Source organism: Solwaraspora sp. WMMD791 (assembly GCF_029581195.1).
Taxonomy (GTDB): Bacteria; Actinomycetota; Actinomycetes; order Mycobacteriales; family Micromonosporaceae; genus Micromonospora_E.
This window is the reverse complement of the sequence record NZ_CP120737.1, coordinates 3,523,710-3,544,372: the sequence shown is the minus strand read 5'-3', so window position 1 is coordinate 3,544,372 and position 20,663 is coordinate 3,523,710. Positions and strand designations below refer to the sequence as shown.

General features: G+C 69.5%; 15 protein-coding genes. 4 read left to right on the top strand and 11 right to left on the bottom strand.

Features of this window, described 5'->3' with window-relative positions; genetic code table 11:
- Positions 1 to 15 precede the first annotated feature (15 nt).
- Together O7623_RS15600 and O7623_RS15595 are read right to left on the bottom strand one after the other, a co-directional pair.
- Positions 16 to 657, bottom strand: a complete 642-nt coding sequence (locus tag O7623_RS15600) for a hypothetical protein (protein WP_282223778.1) — start codon at positions 655 to 657, stop codon at positions 16 to 18.
- Entirely contained in the window at positions 642 to 2,357 is a 1,716-nt protein-coding gene (locus tag O7623_RS15595; protein WP_282223777.1) for a dynamin family protein, read from the bottom strand. Before O7623_RS15595 ends, O7623_RS15600 begins: the two co-directional genes overlap by 16 nt.
- A 273-nt stretch (positions 2,358 to 2,630) precedes the next feature.
- Between O7623_RS15595 and O7623_RS15590 the strand changes: the two genes are divergently transcribed.
- The gene (locus O7623_RS15590; protein WP_282223776.1) at positions 2,631 to 3,347 is read left to right on the top strand and encodes a Crp/Fnr family transcriptional regulator; all 717 of its coding nucleotides are present in this window, start codon (positions 2,631 to 2,633) and stop codon (positions 3,345 to 3,347) included.
- The gene (locus O7623_RS15585) at positions 3,344 to 4,456 is read left to right on the top strand and encodes a hypothetical protein (RefSeq protein ID WP_282223775.1); all 1,113 of its coding nucleotides are present in this window, start codon (positions 3,344 to 3,346) and stop codon (positions 4,454 to 4,456) included. Before O7623_RS15590 ends, O7623_RS15585 begins: the two co-directional genes overlap by 4 nt.
- Before the next feature lie 155 nt (positions 4,457 to 4,611).
- Here O7623_RS15585 and O7623_RS15580 read toward each other — a convergent pair whose 3' ends face one another.
- The 9 genes from O7623_RS15580 to O7623_RS15540 form a co-directional block, all read right to left on the bottom strand.
- Positions 4,612 to 5,094, bottom strand: coding sequence for a hypothetical protein (locus tag O7623_RS15580; RefSeq protein ID WP_282223774.1), 483 nt, complete (start codon positions 5,092 to 5,094; stop codon positions 4,612 to 4,614).
- Positions 5,095 to 5,204: 110 nt separating this feature from the next.
- The gene (locus O7623_RS15575) at positions 5,205 to 5,927 is read right to left on the bottom strand and encodes a response regulator transcription factor (protein ID WP_282223773.1); all 723 of its coding nucleotides are present in this window, start codon (positions 5,925 to 5,927) and stop codon (positions 5,205 to 5,207) included.
- A gap of 71 nt (positions 5,928 to 5,998) precedes the next feature.
- Positions 5,999 to 6,415, bottom strand: coding sequence for a DUF1622 domain-containing protein (locus O7623_RS15570; protein WP_282223772.1), 417 nt, complete (start codon positions 6,413 to 6,415; stop codon positions 5,999 to 6,001).
- A gap of 170 nt (positions 6,416 to 6,585) precedes the next feature.
- On the bottom strand, positions 6,586 to 7,221 hold the full coding sequence (locus O7623_RS15565) for a dihydrofolate reductase family protein (RefSeq protein ID WP_282223771.1): 636 nt from the start codon (positions 7,219 to 7,221) through the stop codon (positions 6,586 to 6,588).
- Entirely contained in the window at positions 7,221 to 7,724 is a 504-nt protein-coding gene (locus O7623_RS15560; RefSeq protein WP_282223770.1) for an SRPBCC family protein, read from the bottom strand. Before O7623_RS15560 ends, O7623_RS15565 begins: the two co-directional genes overlap by 1 nt.
- Positions 7,725 to 7,727: 3 nt before the next feature.
- Entirely contained in the window at positions 7,728 to 8,069 is a 342-nt protein-coding gene (locus tag O7623_RS15555; protein ID WP_282223769.1) for a metalloregulator ArsR/SmtB family transcription factor, read from the bottom strand.
- Positions 8,070 to 8,262: 193 nt separating this feature from the next.
- Positions 8,263 to 8,823 (bottom strand): RICIN domain-containing protein, encoded by a 561-nt coding sequence (locus O7623_RS15550; protein WP_282223768.1) that lies wholly within the window; start codon positions 8,821 to 8,823, stop codon positions 8,263 to 8,265.
- Positions 8,824 to 8,870: 47 nt separating this feature from the next.
- Positions 8,871 to 9,146, bottom strand: a complete 276-nt coding sequence (locus O7623_RS15545) for a hypothetical protein (protein WP_282223767.1) — start codon at positions 9,144 to 9,146, stop codon at positions 8,871 to 8,873.
- 176 nt (positions 9,147 to 9,322) lie between these two features.
- Entirely contained in the window at positions 9,323 to 12,463 is a 3,141-nt protein-coding gene (locus tag O7623_RS15540; protein ID WP_282223766.1) for a DNRLRE domain-containing protein, read from the bottom strand.
- A gap of 435 nt (positions 12,464 to 12,898) precedes the next feature.
- On the opposite strand from O7623_RS15540, the gene O7623_RS15535 reads away from it, so the two are divergent.
- Together O7623_RS15535 and O7623_RS15530 are read left to right on the top strand one after the other, a co-directional pair.
- Entirely contained in the window at positions 12,899 to 20,128 is a 7,230-nt protein-coding gene (locus O7623_RS15535; protein ID WP_282223765.1) for an RHS repeat-associated core domain-containing protein, read from the top strand.
- The gene (locus O7623_RS15530) at positions 20,125 to 20,637 is read left to right on the top strand and encodes a hypothetical protein (RefSeq protein ID WP_282223764.1); all 513 of its coding nucleotides are present in this window, start codon (positions 20,125 to 20,127) and stop codon (positions 20,635 to 20,637) included. Before O7623_RS15535 ends, O7623_RS15530 begins: the two co-directional genes overlap by 4 nt.
- Positions 20,638 to 20,663: the final 26 nt, after the last annotated feature.

Sequence of the window (20,663 nt, the reverse complement as noted above, 5' to 3'; positions counted from 1 at the left end):
CGGGCCTCCTCCGGCTCAGGTCGACGACGCGACGGAATCAGGACAGGTGGTGACGATCTGTTGGGTACGCAGCAGCGCGCCACGCCACTGGTAGCCCACCCGTACCGTCTCGGCGATCTCCTCGGCGGTGACCGGGCCCGACCGGCTCGCCACCACCTCGTGCCGGTCGAGGTCGACCGGCCCGCTGGTGTCGGCGACCGCGACGAGGCCGGCCGCTTCCAGTACGGCCGGTAGCTGCCGGTCGAGCCAGCGCAGCACGGCGGCCGCCTGCTCCGGATCGACCGGCGCCGCCCGGGCGGTCAGGTCCGCCAGCCGGTCGGCGATCCGGATGAGCTGCCACAACGTGTCGGGGACCTCCTCGACCACGGACGGCTCCACTGGCACGTCCACTGGCACGTGCACCGGCGCGGCTGGCGCCGACAGCACGGTGCCGATCGCCGGCACCGTGTCGGTCGCGTGCTGCACCGTGTCGGTCGCGTGCTGCGCGGTGTCGGTCGCGTGCTGCGCGGTGTCGGTCGCGTGCTGCGCGGTGCCGATCGCGCGCAGCGCCGCGGACAGGTCGTCGACCTTGCGTTCGATCCGCAGCAGGTCCCGACGGACCGACCGGGGCCGCCACCGGGGTCTGCCCGCCCACCAACGGGTCACGGTCGTGCGCATGAGGGTGCCTCCAACTCGTCCGACTCTGAAGGGGTGCCACCGGCCGTCGCCTCGGCCTCGATCCGCTCGAACGAGCGCATCAACTGCCGGGCCACCGCCACCTCGGCGGCGTCGCGCATCGGGTCCTGCAACTGCCCGGCCCACCACCCGCTGGCGGCGCGTGCGGCCCGCGCGATCTGCGCGGCCGTAGCGTCGGCCGCCAGCCCGACCCGGGACGCCGCGTCGAGCCCGTGCTCGCCGGTGACCTGCAGCAGCGTGGCGACCTCCGCCTCGCCCAGCCCAAGGTCGCCGGTGTAGTAGCGGCCCAGCGTCCGCAACTCCGCGAGACCGGGCAGCGCGTCCTGCAGCATCTCGAGCCGGGCGGCGACGTGGTCGACCTCCGGTGCCACCGGCACGTCGGCGCGCTGCGCGGCCAGGCGCAACGCGAAGACCTCGGCACGGGCACGCTGCAGCACCCCGTCGACCTTGAGCAGCGCCGAACGGTTGCCGAAGTGCCGGATCACCAGGCTGCGCAGCCGAGGAATCCCACTGTGGTCGAGCAACCGCTGCCGTACCTGCGCCGGGTCGAGCCCGTCGTCGAGGTAGCGGCAGGCCAGCGCCGTGCCCCAGGCACCGATCCGGACGATGAGGGCACGGCGCTGTGCGACCGGCAGCCGTACGCCGGGCAGCTCCTCCTTCGTCGCGAACCGACCCGGATCCCGCAGTCGGCGGATGGCGGTCGCCGCGCCACCGGCCCGCACCAGGTCGGCGAGCCACTCGAACTCGCGTTCGCCCAGTTGGGTCGCGCCCGCGGCGACGAGCCCGGCGATCGGCAGGACCGTGTAGAAGGTCCGGGCGGCCGGCGCCCAGCCGAGCAACCGGCGGGCCAGCTGGTCACCGACGGCCAGCGGATCATGGTCGAGCGGGTCGGCGTCGCGGCCCGCCGTCCGGTCCGGCCAGTACTGGTCGCAGCGGCTGAGGACACCGAACGCCTTCAACGGCGTCAACGAGGTGCCGGCGGTACCGATGAACTGCGACAACGCCGTGTGGTCGCTCTGATGCAGGGCCCGGCTGAACAGGTACAGCACCGCGTCGGCCTGGTCGAGCTCGGCGGCACTGTCGTGGTGCACGGCCGCCGCGTCCCGGCCACTGGCGGCGAGCGCCTGTTCGAGGGCGTACCGTTCGGAACCGTCGGCGATGTCACCGATGCCGAGGATGTCGCGGGTGTTCGCCGCGTCCGTCACGTGCACGCTGCCCAGCCCCGGCGTGTCGACCAGATGGAAACTGTGCAGCAACGAGTTGGGGATGCCGTACTCGACCTTCCGAATCAGTCGCAGGTGGTCCGCGCGACTGGAATCACGGGTGGTCAACTCGTGGAACTGTTCCGGCGCGAACCCGACAGATGTCGTTCCGTCCTTGTAGTGCACGACGATCTGCGGTGTGTCGGCGTACCGGAACTCGCTGACCGTGAAGGTCAGCTCGGCCCGTCCGGTCGCGCTGACCTCCTCGCCGAGCAGCGCGTTGACCAATGTCGACTTGCCCCGTTTGATCTGTCCGACCACCGCCAGCCGCATGGGCTCGCCCAGCCGGGCACCACCGCTACGCAGCACCCGTGCCAGCGGAACGAGCTGTTCTCCGCCGCGCGCCGCGAGGTCCGCACAGGACACCAGGACGCCGTCGACGTCGACGCCTGCTCCGGGCCGGACCTCCACGATGATCACCGTCCTCCGCGACGAGGGCAGCCGCGACGACCGCTGCCGGCATTGGTGGCGATGATGCTAGGGACGCAGCCAGCCGCGCTTCCCATCACCGGATGGGAAGTGGTGAGCCGATTAGTGGGCCAATTGATACGAAGAGCGGCTGCCGTCGACCACAAGGAGCGATGTCCCACTACTATGGAAGCGGTTACCGTCCTCATCGACAGCGGCACGATCCTGTGGCCGGCCGCCGCGATTGTGGGGCGTTCGATGAGTCATCCGCACCGACCCTTCGCGGTGGGAGCCACCACGTGGCGGGCCGGCACCCTGCTCCACTCACTTGCCGAAACCGATCGGGAGGCGATAGCCAACCTCGGCACCGAGCGGCGGTTCGCGGCCGGGTCGGCCCTGATGCTCGACGGTGACACCAGCACCGACGCCTTCCTGGTGCTGGCCGGCTGTGTGAAGGTGCTGGGCGGGACCGCTGACGGGCGCACCGTACTGTTGTCGTTGCGCGGCGCGGGGGACATGGTCGGTGAGCTCGCCGCGATGAACGGCACCCCTCGCGCGGCGTCGGTGTTCACCGCGACGACCGTCCGGGCGCGGGTGATCTCCGCCCGGTCACTGCGGGCCTTCATCGCCGAGCATCCGCAGGCCGCCACCGCCATCCACGCCTCGGTCGCGGACAAGTTCCGGCGGGCGACCCGGCACCGGGTCGACTTCACCACCGCGTCCACCCTGGTCCGCCTCGCGCTGGCGCTGGAGAACCTGGCCGACGCCTACGGCCGTAGCCACCCGTCTGGAATCCGCATCGAGGTACCGCTGAGCCAACCGGAGCTCGCCTCGCTCGTCGGGGTCTCCGACCCGAGCTTGCAACGGGCCTTCCGTACCCTGCGGCAACGCGGCGTGATCAGGACCGAGTACCGGCGGCAGATCGTGTGCCGCCCCGACATGCTGCGCCAACTGGTCGCCACCGGCACGCTGCCGCCACCGGAAGGAGACGACCCGCCGTGATCCGACCGCAGACGCCGTACCGCTTGAGCATGTTCGTCGACGTCGAGGGTTACAGCAAGCGTTCCGTGCCCGGCCAGCTGGACGTGCAGGACCGGCTGCTGCGGGTCGTCCAGTTCGCCTGTGAGCGGGCCAGGATCCGGCGGCTGGACCGGGACAACGTGCAGGACCACGGCGACGGGCAGTTGGCGGTGCTGCCCGAGGACACCGATCTCGGGCAGGTCCTCCCGAGGCTGATTCTCGGCCTGCGGCACGGGCTGTACGAGGCGAACGCCGAGCCCGGCGCGGCCGGCCGGATCCGGCTACGGGCCGCGTTCGCCGGCGGCAGCACCGGTCGCGGTGCCACCGGCTTCGTCGGGCAGGCGGTGATCCTCGCCGGTGACCTGGTCGGCTCGCAGGTCTTCAAGGACGTGTTCGCCGCGCCCCGCAACGCCGCCGCCGACCTGATCGTGATCGTCGACGACTTCCTCTACCGTGACGTCATCACGAGTCACCGATACGACGGGGTGCCGGCGGAGGCGTTCCACGCACAGCCGGTCGTCGCCCGCGCCAACGGTGCCGGCGAGCCGCCGTCGCGGGTGCAGGTCTGGTACCACCTGCCGGCATCCGGTCCCGCCCCGGACCGACGGGCGGCCCGCGCCGTCTGGCGCGGCGTCCGCGCGCCGCTGACGCTGGTCGGGCTCAGCAAGGTCGCGACCCGGGTACGCGAGAAGCTCGGCGTCGGTTCCGGTGGTCTTCCGGTCGACGCCGTCGGCGACGCCCTGGACTGGCTGCGCGACGACCAGCACGAACTCGCCGACCTGGTCGCGCTCGGCGCCGGGATCGACCTGCCGGCGCTCGGGCACGGCGACCGCCACCACGACGACCACCGGCACACCCACCACGACGACCACCGGCACACCCACCACGACGACCACCGGCACACCCACCACGACGACCACCAGCACGGCGATGGACCAGGCGATGACGACCGTGACGGCCGGGCCGACGAGATGACTCCCGGGCCTGCGCCGGACCCGGCCGCCGGTCACGGCGGCTCGTTCAGCAGTGGGCACCACGACGCGTTCGCCGGCCCGACCTACGACGACTCGGACGACTCCACCGGCCCCTGAGGCGACCGACGAGGTCAGGACAGGCGGCCGGTGCGACTGACCGCACGCCAAAGGGTGCCGGCGTTTTCGTGCCGGCACCCTTTACAGGTGGTACGCCGTCCGGTCGGACAGCCGATGTGGACGGATCGACGACTGCCCGACCGAGGCGGGACGGATCAGGTGCAGGTGATGGCGACCGTCGGGGTGGTGACGTTGCGGAAGATGTCGGCCGCGCCGCCGTTGAAGTTGGCGTAGGCGTAGCCCATGGCGTGGTAGTTGCCCGGCACACAGGACACCATGTTCAGCTTGTAGGCGTACTGCTGGTTGTTGTTCTGGATCCGGACGCTGCCCAGGAAGGTGCCGTCGCGGTAGAGGGCGACACCCCCGCCGACGGCGGCGACCGGCTGGTTGCAGCTGACCTCGACCAGCGAGTAGACGGAGCTCGTGTAGATCTGCACCGGAGTGGTGATCCGGGTGGAGCATTCGATAGCCGCGGCCTTCGCGGCGGTGGCCGGTGCGGCCGAGGCTGGTGCGATCCCCGCGACGACGACGGCGGCAGCTGCGGCGAGGGTCGCGAAGACCCGGGCGATGGTGCGGCGGTGGGTGCGCAGTGGCATGAGGTTCCTTCCGGCGGTGGTCAGTGGTGCGAACATGTCCACGACCGACATCCTGATCAACCCGACTGAAGCTGGACTGGATCTTGACTGGATGCGTTCGGGTGGACAGGGGCCGCACCGCACCGGCCGGACCTCGACCGTCGTGCCTACCGTCAGCCGCGCAGGGCAGCCAGGTCGTCGACCATGACCTGCGGGTCCGCCCGGGGCGCCAGCACGAGCTTGTAGCCGACCTGCCGGACGGTGCCGATCATCGACTCGTACTCGGTGCCGAGCTTCGCCCGTAGCCGCCGGACGTGCACGTCGACGGTGCGGTGGCCGCCGAAGTAGTCGAACCCCCACACCTCCCGCAGCAACTGGTCGCGGGTGAAGACCCGACCCGGGTGCTGGGCGAGGAACTTCAACAGCTCGAACTCCTTGAAGGTCAGGTCGAGCGGCCGACCCTTGAGCTTCACCGCGTACATGTCGGGGTCGATCGCCAGATCGCCGCAGGTGACCATCGTCCCGGTCGCGCCGGTGGCCGCCGCCCGTCGGGTGACCAGCAACCGCAGCCGGGTCTCCACCTCGGCCGGGCCGGCGGTGGCCAGGACGAGATCGTCGAGCCCCCACTCGGCCGATACCGCGATCAGCCCGGCCTCCTCCACCACGGCCAGCAACGGCACCCGCAGCCCAGTGGTGCGCAGCATCCGACAGGCCGCGCGGGCCTCGGCCAGCAGATGCCGGGCGTCGACCAGCACCACATCGGGGTCCGGCCCGGAGATCAGGGCGGCCATGTCGTGGCCGGCGACCCGGACGGAATGCGGCAGCAGGTCGAGTGCCGGCAACGCCCGTCGGGCCGGGTCGGTGTGCGGCCGGGTCGTCAGTACGAGAATCTCCACGGAAATGCCACCCTCCAGCCGGCGCGGTAATCCAGCCGCAATCAGCTTTCCGTACGAGTGTTTCCGTTCCGCTACGTGTTGGTGCCGTCGCGGGTCGCGCTGGCGTCGGCGGCGGCCGGCTTGCCCCACGGCCACCGCCCGTCGAGCTCCACCTCCAGGGAGAAACTGAGGAAGGTACGCACCGCGACGATCAACGCGAGTACGCCGACGCTGGTGAAGGTGGGGGAGATGGCGACGGTCCGGATGATGTCCCCGGCGACCAGGAACTCCAGCCCGAGCAGGATCGCCCGGCCGATGTCCTGCCGGTACCGGCGGTACGTCGCGCGGGTGTCGCGGCGCCGGAACACGCCGTTGAGGTAGATGACCGTGCCGGTCGCCAGCCCGATGAGGATGATCAGCACCCCGGCGGCGTCGACCGTCGTACCGATCGACAGGACCACCGTCTCGAAGTCCATCGGTACGTTTCCCATCGGGCCGGGCCGACGCACGGGCGCGTCCTTACATCACCACTCCACCGCACTCTAGGACATATGCGTCCTGCCCGCGCGTGTTGTTCCGATGAACCGGACGCCCTGCCGGCAGCCGAATGTGGCTCCAGGCCAGTGACATTCGGCCGCTCTGGTTCCATCCTGAGTTACATTCGACCAGCGCTGCCCAGTTACCGGCGGCGTACGGCGTAGGTCAGGTGCGTCACCCGGGTCGACGGTTCCGAACGGATCGGCTCCAGCGCGACCGTCGACGTGTCCACGCCATCGAACAGTCGGGTGCCGGAACCGAACAGCACGGGCGCGAGCGCGATCGAGAACTCGTCGACCTGGCCGGCGTTCACGTACTGCAGGATCGTCTCGCTGCCGCCGGCGATCCGGACGTCCCGGTCGCCGGCGGCCTCGCGGGCCTGGTCCAGCGCACGGTGGATGCCGTCGTCGACGAAGTGGAAGGTGGTGCCGCCCGGCCGCTCCCACGGGTCACGCCTGTTGTGCGTCAGCACGAAGACCGGGGTGTGGAAGGGTGCCTCCGCCGGCCATGCCCGCTCGCCGAAGTCGAACATGCGCCTGCCCATGATGCTCGCGCCGGTACGTTCGAACGTCTCCCGGGCGATGTCGTTGTCGCGCCCTTCCTCGCCGCCTTCGCCCAGCTTCAGATTCTCCCGGAAGAACCGCAGCGGGAAGACCCACGCCTGCAGTTCCATCCACTGCGCCATCCAGCGCTCCGGTTCCGGGTCCTGCTCCCGCTGCTCGGGTGCGATGAAGCCGTCCAGCGACATCGACACGCTGAAGAACACCTTGCCGGCCATCAGCGACTCTCCTGCCGCTGGGCGAGTTCGGCGACGTAGGCCGCCAGGTTGCTCAGCGTCTGCTCGCCGCCCTCGATCGCGTGGTACTTCTCCACGGCCTGGTCGCGCAGCTCGCGGGTGGGAAAGACGGTACGCATCACGATCCGCGTCGCCGCGCCCTCCGGCGCGAAGCCCAGGGTCGACTCGAAGGCGTTCGGGTCGTCGCGGGACTCGCCGTGCAGCAGCGCGATCCGCTGCGGTGGGACGATCTCGGTCCAGGCGATCCATTCGGAGTAGTCGGTGCCGTCCGGGCCGTGCATCACGAAGTCCCACTCGCCGCCGACGCGGAACTCGAAGGACCGCGTGGTGGTGCTGAAACCCTTCGGACCCCACCACTGTGACAGGTGCCGGACCTCGGTGAACGCCTCGAACACCAGGTCCGGTGGAGCGTCGATGAGCCGGGAGATCACTATCTCCCGGTCGGTCGTCGGCTCCGCCGATGTTTCCTGCTCTGCTCCTGCCATCGGTCAATCCCCCTGTCGTGTCTGCTTGAGGTCCTGCACGTAGGCGTCCAACCGGTCGAAACTGTCGTTCCAGAACTGCTCGAATCCGCCGACCCACTCGTGGATCGGCCGCAGGCCGCGCGCGTCCAGGCCGTAGAGGCGCTGCTTGCCTGACTCGCGGACCTGCACCAGCCCCACCTCCCGGAGCACCCGCAGGTGCTTGGACGCCCGTGGCTGGCTCATCCCCAGCTCCCGGGCCAGGTCGGTCACCGGCCACTCGCCCGCGCGTAGCAGCGCCAGGATGTCCCGGCGCTGCGGCTCGGCGATCGCGTTGAAGACGTCCGACGTCGTCGTTGCTCGTGCCACGGCAGCCATCATATTCCCATAACGGAATGCGTCAAGCCACCCACAGCCATGGTCCTCGACGATCTTGCACTTATCGAGAAGATTTGTCGGGTTTGTCAGTCGATAAGTGCAAGATCGTCGCGATCTTGAGGCGCGGGGCGGCCGACTCGGCCTTCTGATCTGGCAAGTTTGCCTAGCAGACGCCGTTTGCCTGTCACTGGCAAACCCGTGGTTCGCGGCAAACTCTGCCAGGTGGGGTTGCGATCTGAGCAAGAGGTTCTGGCCGAGGCATATGAGCTGCTGCGGAATCTGCTCCCTGACGACGTGAGGCGATGGTCGCGAGCGCGGCCGGGCTGGTGTCGTGGGCGTAGCGCATCACCGCCCCACCCGGGGCGGGGTAGGTGCGCTGGCTGGTCACGTTGACCCCGCCAGCGGCGACGGTGAGCAGGGCGTCGCCCAGGTGCAGGGTCGCCTGAGCGTCCTGCACGGTCAGCAGCCGGGCGCCGTCCGGGCCGTAGACGTGCCGGGTCTCGTCCTGCGCCGACCACAACTGCGCCGTCGCGCCAGGATCACAGGTGGCGAGGACGATCGGGGTCGAGTTCGCCGTCGCCCCGCCCTGGGTCGCCAGACACAACCCCGACATCACATGTTGTAGCTGACCGCCCGTCGTGCGGGTCAGTCGCTGCGCGGTGCCGTCGTCACAGCGCTGCAGTTGCACCGCCGCCCCGGCCGTGGTTCCGGCCGACTGCAGACGCCAGTCGTCGTGGACGTGCATCGACGGTGGGGGCCACCGACCCGGGTGCCGGTCGGTGGCCCCGGCCGTCAGTTGTACATGTACAAGTAGTAGTAGCCCTGCGGCTCACCGCTGCGCCACTCGTAGCGGCAACTGTAGTAGCGCCACACCCCGGCGGCGGTGAGGCTCTCGCCGAAGTACCGGCAGGCCTCCAGCGTGTAGTACGTGCCGAAGTGGTAGTTGTCGGGGGCCGCGTACGACGCCGCGCTGGTGGTGGGTGATGCGGCCTGGGCCGGAGTCGCAGCGCCCACCAGCAGGGCGCCGCTGACGCAGGCGAGAGCGAGGGCGGTGCGCAAGGTACGCATAGGCCTTCTCCTCGGGGTAGGAAGCACTTCCGCCTAAAATAGGTGCTCATCGATTAGCTGTCGGTGCTCCCCGGAAAGGTTTCCGGCATCCGGGTAACCCCTCGAACCTGTCGACAGCGAACCATCTCCGCCTCATCGGCACGGATCATCGCCGAACGTCGTGCTGTCCGCCAGGGTCAGCCAAGACCCTTCATTCCCGGATAGACCGTGCTGGAGAGGATCCGTACGTTGGTTCCCGCATTGGTGGTGGAGGGGTGGTAGACCCGCAGTTGTCCGTCCGATGTCCACCGGGCCCACATGTCAGGGATGCCGTCACCGTTGAAATCGGGAGTGCCGACCACCAGGTCGACGCTCGCGGCGGACCAGCCGGTGCCGTAGGAGACGTCACCATTGCGGGAAGCCGCCGCCGTCTTCAACGAGTTCAGGTCGACGCTGCCTGCGACGGTGCCGGGCCGGCCGTGTCGGACGTACATGATGCCGTTGTCCAGGTGCCGCCAGAGCAGGTCCGGGGTGCCGTCCTGGTCGATGTCGGCCACGTTGACGATCTCCTGGCGGGCCCAGGCGGTGCCGTCCATCAGAGTCGCCTGCTGGAAGCTTGCCCCGGTGTAGCCGCTCAACGTCCAGAACGCGGTGCCGGCGCGCAGCACCAGGTCGGGGTGCTTGTCACCGGTGATGTCACCGACGGCCTTGAGCTGGGTCCAGGTGGCCGGGTCCGGCACACCGGGCGGCAACTGCACCCGGATCCGGTCGTCAACGTCGAAGCTGCTGTACCCGTCGCCGGGGTAGAGCCAGAAGCCGCCGTCGGGGGTGCGGGCGAACAGGTCGGTCACGCCGTCACCAGGGAAGGCGTCACCGTACTTGGTGATCAGCGCGGCCCGGCCGCTCGCCGGGTCGAACCAGTGTCCGGCCGGGTTGAGCTGGTCGCCGGCGCGGTAGGAGGCAGGCAGGGACTCGTACAGGGCGCCGCCGGCGTCGCCGGGGTAGGTCCGCAGGTGGCCGTCGGCGTCGATGACCGTCAGGTCGGGTCGTCCGTCGCCGCCGGTATCGCCCGGTCCGTCGGCGACGTCACGCGGCGGTACGTAGAACGTGTAGTCGGTACGGGCGCTGCGGTTGCCGGCGGTGTCGTAGGCGTACACCTGCAGGGTCGTCGGCCCGGAGTGTCGTGGCCGCAGGGCCGGGACCGTCGCGGTGCCGGCGGTGGCGTCGACGTAGGTCGTCTCCAGGCCGCCGAGTGCGTAGCTGAACCGGGCGGCGTCGGCCGCGGTGAACGTCACCGCTCCGGTCTGGCCGAACTTCACGCTGGCCCAGGTGGCGGCGTCGGGCGTGGCGGCGGGGAAGTCGTCGCTGACGACGACGGGTGCCGGCGGCGCGGAGGCGTCGATGACGACCCGGCACAGGGGGCTGCCGGGTGGGAACCAGGTGGACACCTCTCCGTCGGTGTCCTCGGACCGGACGTCCCAGGTGTAGGTGGCCCGGTCCTCCAGCGTAGTGGCCGGGATGGTGAGGCTGGCCCTGCCGTTGCTGAGACTGGTGACGAGCGTTCCGGGCGGTGCGGTGGTCCCTTCCTTCCAGAACCGGAACCGCAGGCCGCGCAGGTTGCCGTCGGCGTCGCTGCCGGTGGCCGCCAGCACGAGGTTGGTCCGGCCGACCACGGTGGGGGGTGCGGGGCTGGGTGCACACGCGCCGCCGGGTGAGACCGTACCGTTGGTCGGCTCGGCCGGCGGCCGGTTGAACACGACGGTCAGCTCGGTGGCACTGACCCGGAACTTGCGCCAGGTCAGGGTGTCCGATTCATCGGTGGCGCGCATGACGAAGGTGACCTGGGACAGGCCGTTGTCGGCACCGACCTGTGCGCCCTGGAGCACGTTGAAGCCGACGTACGCGTCGGCGCACTGACTGCCGTAGCCGTGAGCGAAGCTTCGTCGCTGCTGTTGGGTGAGCCAACCTGGCTGCTTGTTCCAGGTGGTGCCCGACGAGATGGCCCCGGTCAGCCACAGCTGCATCTCCCGAGCGTTGCAGGACCAGGAGTGGATGTTGAGCACCCGGAACGTGGCTGAGCTGACCGTGGCGCCCTTCATCCGGGTGTCGAAGGCCATCCGCCAGTAGGTGCGGGCCCGCAGCGGGGTGTCCTGCTCGTAGCCGACCCGGGCCTCGGTGGTGCCGTTGTTGAAGTTGGTGCCGTTCCAGGTGTTGGTGTTCGGGTACTGGCTGTAGACGGTCGCCCATGCCTGGGTGGTGCTGCGCATCGTCGGGTCGAGGAAGAGCGGGAAACGTACGTCCGCGTTGTCGAGCAGGCCGGTGGCGGCGGCGTCCAGTCGCAGTCGGGCGTCGCCGGTGCCGTCGCCGTCGAGGCTGCTGGGCATGGGGGCGATAGCGGCACCGGGTTCGGCGCCGCTGAGCCCGGACAGGCGCAGGACGTCGGCGGTGGTGGCCACGGAGGTACGCGGTGGCGCATCGGGGGCTTCGTCGTCGCGGCCGGAGGAGTCCCAGGCGAACGGGGTGGGGATGGAACTGATCTCGGTGCCGCTGGTCCCGTCGAGGACGGAGACTCCGCCGGTGACGGGGTCGTGCCGGAACACGGCGGTGGTCGACCGCAGCCCGTAGCTGATCTGCTGGACGGCCTCCAGAGCCGCGGCCTGCGGCGTCTTGACGATCAGCAGCTGTCCGAAGCCGCCGTCGTCGCGGACGACCAGCAGAAGGTCGACGCCGGGCAGTACCTCCGGGTAGAGGGCGCGGGAACCGTCGAGGACGGGCTCGGGCAGTGGTCCTGGCCAGGTGTACGCGACGGTGTGTCCGTCGATGTCCAGCTCGGCGAGCACGCTGTGGACGACAGGCGGAGCGGTGTCGGGCTGGTACCGGGCGGGGGCGTACCGGGCGGCGGGGCCGCCGCTGGAGAAGCGGACCGGCGTCGCGGGGTTGACCGGTCGTACGCCCAGACCGTTGTCTGCGGCGGCGATCTGGGTCAGGTTGGTGTCGATGGCGGCCCACTGTCCGGACGCGTTCCGCGCCCGTTGCGGGATCGAGTGCGTGGTGGTGCGGAGCTGTCCGTCGGGTCGCGCCCAGGTCTGGGCGGTGGCGGTGGTGTCGGTGTCGATCAGCACCTCTTCGCCGGTGCGTCGTGCCTCGTCGAAGGCGGCGGCTTCGTCGCGTGGGGCGGCGGGCGCGGCCTCGGCGGGCTGCTGCGGCGCGGTCCGGTCGAGGGCGGGCACGATCCACGGCAGGGTGGTGGCGACGAGCGCGGTCGAGATCAGCGCCACCGTCACGGTGAGCCGGGTACGGGTGCGCACGAAGGGGCTGATCAGGCGAGACGCGGTCACTGCGAGCTACTCCCGTGGGACCCGGCGGGCAGAGGGCACTGTGGACGCCACTGCGCCCGGCCGACAAGCTGCGGTGCAGAAGCCCGGTCACGATCGCACGACTCGCGCCGCCAGGTCATGCATCAATGTCGTTATAAATCCGTTACATACGACACTTATCGATGTCATGACCGCCAGCTTCGTGATCGAGTGTCGTATTTGTCGAGAACAACTGATCCAAATATTGGGATTGGTGCATTTGATCGGTTCCTAACCAGATCGACGGCACTCGACCGGCATTGACCCGTGACCGAGCTCACTCCGGCTCCGTTCGGGGCTCCCCAATGTCACTTGAGTGTCGGCTCAATCTGACGCACAGTGCTCACGACCGTGCCGCGCCCAGCGTGTGCTCTCGCGGTCCGTCCGCATTGTCTTCACGCCTGGGAGTCGACGCGCATGCGTGGAACCGGTCCACTGTCCTGGCAGCAGGGCGACCGAGCCGCCCGTACCGGACGGGGGCACACCATCCGGCAACGCGCCCGCCGCGCCACCCTGCTGCTGCTCACAGTCGTCATGACCGTGACGGTGCTGCCCGCGCAGGCGTGGGCCGTGCCCGGCCCCGGGATGAGCCGCGAAGGACTGCAGGTCGAGCTCCCCGACCTGCCGCAGACCCCCCAGTTGCACCAGGACGAGTCCGCCGAGTCCGACCTCACCACCGCCGACGAGGTGCCGGTGGTGCCGTACGAGCCGGTGGCGGTGACCCCCTGGTCCTCCGGCGACGGCACAGTGGACCTGACCGGCGTGGCGCCCGGCGAGACGCTACCGGTCGACGACCTGCCGGTGGCGCTCGGCGTACCGGAAAATGGTGATCCGGCGGCACTTGCCGGCAACTGGGCCGTCGGCCTCGCCGCCCCCGAAGCGTCCCAGGCCGCCGGCGTGGCCGGCCTGATCATGAAGATCACCCCGCCGGCGTCCGCCGACCCGGCCGCCGAGGTGGCGCTCACCGTCGACTACACCACCTTCGCCGACCTGTACGGGCCACAGGCCGCCGACCGGTTCGGTTTCCTGCTGCTGCCCGACTGCGTCTACGACGACCCCGACGGCGGCGACTGCGCCACCGGCGACGGCGGCGTCGGCGAACGCGCCGGCGCACAGGCCGGCGGCTCCGGAGTCACCGACACCGGCGAGATCACCCCGATCGCCAGCCAGGTCGCGGTGGAGTCGACCCGACGGGTGGTCAGCGGCACCGTGCCGGTCGGCGCGCTGCTCGCCGCGTCGTCGGACGCCGGCCGGTCCGCCGCCTCGTCCACCTCGTCGAGCGTGGTCGGTGTGCTGGACACCGGCGCGTCGGCAGCCGGCGACTACACCGCCACCCCGCTGCTCTCCTCCGGTTCCTGGGCCGCCGGCTCCTCCTCCGGCGCGTTCACCTACGGCTACCAGATCGAGGTGCCGGAGGCGACCGGCGGACTGATGCCGCAGGTCAACCTCTCGTACTCGTCGCAGTCGGTGGACGGGCGGACCTCGGCCACCAACAACCAGGCCTCCTGGATCGGCGACGGCTGGGACTACGCCGCCGGCTCGATCACCCGCAGCTACGCCAACTGCCGGCAGGACTCGACAAAGGCCGGATCCAACAACGCCAGCCACCGCACCGGTGACCTGTGCTGGGGGTCGAACAACGCCACCCTGTCACTTGGTGGCATGACCACCGAACTGGTGTGGGACGCCGGAACCTGGACCACGGCCAACGGCGACGGCTCCCGCGTCGAGCTGCTCACCGACGCGGGGCTGGCCAACGGCGACGCCGACGGCGAGTACTGGGTGGTCACCACCCGCGACGGCACCCGGCACTGGTTCGGCCGGCACCGGCTGCCCGGCTGGTCCACCGGGGACCCGGTGACCAACTCGGTGCTGACCGTGCCGGTGTACGGCAACCACGCCGGTGAGCCCTGCTACCAGGCCGGAAACTGGGCCGGGTCGGCCTGCACCCAGGCGTGGCGCTGGTCGCTGGACTACGTCGAGGACGTGCACGGCAACGCGATGAGCCTGTGGTGGGCCAAGGAGACCAACTACTACGCCCGCAACTTCAACTTCAAGGACCCGGTCCGCTACGACCGCAGCGGCTACCTGACCCGGATCGACTACGGCCAACGCGCCGACAGCATGTACACGGCCGCGCCGCTGGCCCGGGTCTCCTTCACCGTCGCCGAACGCTGCTTCGCCGAAGGCGCACTGACCTGCACCGACGCCAACTTCACCAGCACCAACCCGAACAACTACCGGATCTGGTACGACACACCCGCCGACCTGCACTGCACCGCCGGGCAGAAATGCTGGAACTCGTCCCCGGCGTTCTTCACCCGCAAACGCCTCGACAGGATCACCACCTCGGCGCAGCGGCAGTCCGGCTCCACCGCCCTGCAGACCGTCGACGAGTACCGGCTCAAGCAGTCCTTCCCGATCCTGCGGACCGGGCTGAACACCGCCCTGTGGCTGGAGTCGGTCACCCGTACCGGACACGGCCGCGACGGCGCCGGCACGATCGCGCTCAACGCCGTCCGCTTCGAGGCACACCCCGACGACATGCCCAACCGGGTCCGCCGCGACGACCGGCCCAACTTCTCCCGGCTGCGCATCGGCCGCGTCATCAACGAGTACGGCGGCGAAACGATCGTCACGTACAAGCAGCCGACCGGGGCCTGCGCCACCGGCACCGGCCTGCCCGGCAAGAACGACACTGCCGCGTTGAAAGCCAACACCCGGCTCTGCTATCCGTCGTTCTGGCACCCGGACCCGGCCGTCGAGGACATCGACTGGTTCCACAAGTACGTCGTCGACACCGTCGAGGAACTACCCGCGATCGACGGGGCGTTCCCGACCGTCACCCGCTACTCCTACGCCGACGCCGGCTGGAAACTCGCCGAGCAGGAGTTCACCAAGAAGTCCACTCGGACGTACTCGCAGTTCGCCGGCTTCGCCAAGGTCACCGTCGTCACCGGCGACGACGACCCGGCCATCGGAAGCGCCCGGACCAAGTCGGTGACCCGCTACTTCCGGGGCATGGGCGACAGCGTCTCCGTCCGCGACATCGACGGCACCGTCATCGCCGCCGACGCCGAACCGTTCGCCGGCCGCATCGCCGAGGAACTCACCTACACCAGCGCCGACGACGCCGACACTGCCTGGCTGACCCGCAGCGTCACCGTACCGGCCGCCACCGAACTGGCCCGCCGCGACCGCGACGACGGGCTCAGCCCACTGCGCGCCTGGCGGGTCACCGAACCCCGGCAGGTCACCTACACCCGGTCCTCCGGCACCGGCGACGACACCCGTACCCAACGGGTCGTCGAAACCCGCACCACCTACGAGTCGACGTACGGGCTACCGACCCGCGTCGAGTCACTCGGCGACACCGGCCGCACCGGCGACGAGTCCTGCACCAACTTCGGCTACGTCCACCGGACGGACAAGCACGTCATCGGCCTGACCCGGCAGGTGCGGACCAGCCCCACCCTCTGCGCCGACGCCAACTTCGACGACCTGACGACGCTGAGCGCGGCCAGCCGGGTCGGCTACGACAACCAGGCGTACGGCGCCGCCCTGACCGCCTCGACCCGGGCCCTGGTCACCAGCTCCTGGTCGCTCAAGGCCGACGGCAGCGGCTACCAGCCCGACGGCACCGTCGCCTTTGACGAGCTGGGCCGGGTCACCTCCCGTACCGACCCGGACGGAAAGACCTCGACGACCACGTTCGAGCCGGCCACCGGGCAGGCGTACCGGGTGACCGAGCGCAACTCGCTGGGCCACAGCCAGACCGTCGAGGTCGACCCCGGCCGGGGCGTCGCCGTCCGCAGCACCGACCCGAACGGCCACGTCAGCCAGGCCACGTACGACCCGCTGGGCCGCCTCGTCGAAGCCTGGGCCCCCGGACGGACCCCGACCGCCGGCGCGATCCCCGACTTCAGCGCCGAATACCACCTGCCGGCCGGCAAACCGCCGTACGTGGTCACCCGCAGCCGCGGCCACGAGAACCGGGTCGAAACCACCGTCACCCTCTACGACGGACTCGGCCGGGAACGGCAGAGCCAGCAGGAAGCCGTCGGCGGCGGCCGGCTCATCAGCGACACCCTCTACAACACCTCCGGTGAGATCTGGCAGACCAACAACGCCTACTACGCCGACGGCGCACCGAGTGGCCGGCTGTTCACCCCGCTCGCCGACACCACCGTGCCGAACGCCACCCGCTACACCTACGACGGCCTCGGCCGGGTACTCACCGAGATGCCGGTGCTGCGGGGCACCGACGCACCCGAACGGGCCACCCGCTACGAGTACGGCACCGACCACTCCACCGTGATCAACCCGGCCGGCGCGCCGTCGTACCGGGTCTGGTCCGACGCCATCGGCCGTACCACCCGGGTCGACACCTTCACCGACGCCGCCCGCACCGCGTTCACCACCATGCGGTACGAGCACGACGCCCGTGGCCAACTCGCCCGCGCGTACCACTCGGAAGCCCTTGACCACCCGTGGACCTGGTCCTACGACCAGCGGGGCCGGCTGACCGCCGCGAACGACCCGGACACCGGCACCACCACCATCGGGTACGACCACCGGGACCGGCCGCTCACCACCACCAACGCCCGCGACGTCACCGTCTGGAACGGCTACGACGAACTGTCCCGGCCGGTGGCACAGCGACTCGACGGGCCGGCCGGCACCCTGCTGGCCGAGTACAGCTACGACACCGCGCCGGGCGGCACCGGGCTGCCGGCGACGGCGACCCGCTACACCGACGGGTTGGCGTACACCCAGCAGATCGGCGGCTACACCGACGACTACCAGCCGACGTCGACGACGTTGACGCTGCCGCAGGAGATCGCCGACACCTGGGGGCTGGCCCGGTCGTACACGTACTCCTACTCCTACACCGACACCGGGCTGCCGGCGTCGGTGCGGATGCCGGCGGTGGGTCGGTTGCCGGCCGAGGAGGTCCTGGTCCGCTACACGGCCGACGGGCTGCCGCTGTCGGTGTCCGGTCAGGACTGGTACGGCGCGGAGACGGTCTACTCGCCGTACGGGCAGGTGCTGCGGTCGACGTTGGGCGCGCAGCCGTACCGGGTGTGGACCACGGCGTCGTACGACGACGCCAGCGGCGCGCTGCTCGACCAGCGGGTGTTCCGGGAGCAGACCGGTGATCAGGCGGTCGTGCCCGGGAACCTGGTGTCGCAGCGGTCGTACGGTTACGACGCGGCCGGGAACGTCACCGCGGTCCGGGAGCACGCGACCGGGATCGCGGAGCGGCAGTGTTTCAGCTACGACGGGGTGGGTCAGCTGACCCGGGCGTGGACGTCGGCCGATCAGTCCTCGTGCGCGGCGGTGCCGTCGGCGGCGATGGTGGCGTCCGGTGCGGACGGTGCCGGCTACTGGCAGGAGTACGAGTACGATCTGCTCGGTAACCGGACCCGGCTGGTCGAGAAGGACCTCGGTGGTGACGTCGCGAAAGACGCGACCAGCACCTACACGTACGGGAAGCTGGACGGTTCGCAGCCGCGCACGTTGACGTCGGTCCGTAAGCAGTATGTGACCCTGTCGGGTGCGCAGGTGACGGCCGAGGCGAAGCGGCTGTACGAGGCGACCGGTGAGACGAAGTCGGTGTCGTCGTTGCAGACCGGCGACGCCCAGACGCTGTCGTGGACGTGGGACGGGCAGGTCGAGCGGATCGCCGGGCAGGGCCAGGGCGGTAAGACCGCCTGGGTGGGTCCGGCGGGGCACTGTCTGGACCTGGCGTACGGGTTGGCGGTGCCGGGGCAGCGGATCCAGTTGCACTCGTGCAACCGGACCCCGCCGCAGCGGTGGGCGTTCACCGTGGCCCCGGGTCAGGTGGATGCGGATCTGGGGTCGATGCGGGTCTACGACGACTGGTGTCTGCAGCCGGTCGGGACGACGGCCGGCTCGTTGGTGCAGTTGCAGCGGTGTGACGATGGTGCCGGGCAGCGGTTGACCCGTACGGCGGTCGGTCAGCTGCAACATGTGGTGTCGGGGTTGTGTCTGGCGACCCTGGGTGGGGCGACGGCGAATGCGACCCCGATCGTCCTCGCCACCTGTGACGCTGGCGCTACGGCGCAGTTGTGGTCGGCGCAGGACGAGACCCGGCATGTCTACGGCCCGGACGGGGCCCGGCTGCTGACGGTGCAGGACGCTCAGGCGACCCTGCACCTGGGTGACGCTCTGCTGACGGTCGCCGCTGGCGGGGTGAACGTGGTCAGCCAGCGCACGTATCCCGTTCCGGGTGGGGCGGTGATGCGTTACGCCTACGGCACCAGCCCGGCCGCGCTCGCCGCGCTCGCCTCGGATCATCAGGGCAGCCCGTACGCGGAGGTCAACTCCTCGGCCGGCATGCCGGTGCGGATCGTCAAACGCGACCCGTACGGCAACGAACGCGCCACCACACCCCTCGCGGTGAATCTGCAGACCCATACCGGGTTCCTCGGTGCGACCCGCGACGACTCCTCCGGCTACACGCCGCTCGGGGCGCGGCTGTACGACCCGGCGGTGGGTCGGTTCCTGTCCGCTGACCCGGTGCTGGATCTGGCTGACCCGGCCCAGGCCAACGGCTACACCTACGCCCACAACAACCCCGTCACCCACTCCGACCCGACCGGCCTGTCGATCAGCCTCACCTCGTCGGAGCGGGCGGCTGCGCTGGCAGGGGCGGGTCTGTCCGCCGCGCAGGTCGCCCAGGCCAGATCAGCCGCAGGCCGGACCATGACCTCGGTCATCCTGTCCGTCGCCTGGGACGTGTTGAAGGAGTTCATCGGCCTTAACGCCGCGCTGGGCTGCTTCGGCGGCAGCGTCTGGTCCTGCGTCGACCTGGTCACCGAGTTCATCCCCGCCGTCAAGATGTTCAAAGCGTTCAGCCGGATCGTCAAAGCCGTCGAACGCACCTTCTCCGCGATCAAAGCCTGGCAGAAAGCCAAAGCCGCCGCCCAGTCCGTCCTCCGCGCGGCCCGAGCCGCCGAAACCGCCGCGCTGAACGCGAAGAAAGCCGCCGCCGAACGCGCCAAACGCGCCGCCCAAGCCCTCGCGAAGAAGGCTGCCGACAAGGCCAACACCACCAGCAACAAAGCCGTCAACGCATCCAAGAAAACCGGCAACCCCGTCCAGAAACAAGCCCAAGCCAAAACCAACCCCAAAGCCTCCAGCGGCGGTGGCGGCCGAGCCAGCGGCGGCGGCGGTAAGAACACCTCCAAACCCGGCGGCACCACCGGCGCCTCATCCCGCTCCAACGGCGGATCCAGCGGCGGAGGCGGTGGCGGCGAGACGTACTATCGAACGATGAGTCAGGAACATTTCGATATCCTTGACTCGGGCGGTGGAATTTCTGCGACCCGTGAAACGTTTATTTCACCTACGCAGGCCTTCTCGGAAGCGTACGAGGGCGTGCTGGTAAGATTCACAGTTGAAGAAGGAACCACGGCGGCACTCGAAAGTATTGGCGTTCGAAATAATTCAGCAGTTACCGCAAGGCGCTATCCCGGAATGCCTTTAGTAATGAGAGGGTGGCGCAATAAATTCGCCTTCTTCAAGGGTGAAGGCGCTGGCCACATAAATATCGGCCTGGGTGGCGGAACGGCACTCAAAATATTCAATAAAGCAATCACTAACTTCGAGAAGGTCCGATGAGTCCTGAGGATTGCGATCTGGTGTTCTCTTTCGTTAGTGCTCCCGGTCGAGAGAAGGAGATTTCGAGGGGCGACATCCTTCGGCACTTCGATACAGATGACGGTCGCGGACTTGGCCTGCATTTGCTGCGTGAGGCGATCAACGATAAGGCTCCGATTGAGCTTGAAGCTGCAATCATAGTCTGCAATATTTTCGGCTTCGGCGCAGAGCATCTCGCGTTGCTGGTTGGATTGGTATATGAAGTCTGGCATCAGCAGCACGAGAATGTTGTTTCCATGCTGGGCAAACTAAAGGACCCCGGCGCAACTGCTGCCATGCATCACGCGGCAACCTGGATTCCCGACTATCTCGACTGGGATGAGAATAGGGCGCTGGCAGTCAAGGCCATTTGGGGTCTTGGCGGAACGCCTGGAACAGAGGCCGAGCGGGCTCTGCTGGGACTGCGCGAGGATGGCGACGAGATTGTTCGCGAGGAGGCCGAGGCTCAGTTGCGGCGTCGAAACGCATAAGCTTTGGTCGGAGCGAACGTCCACTT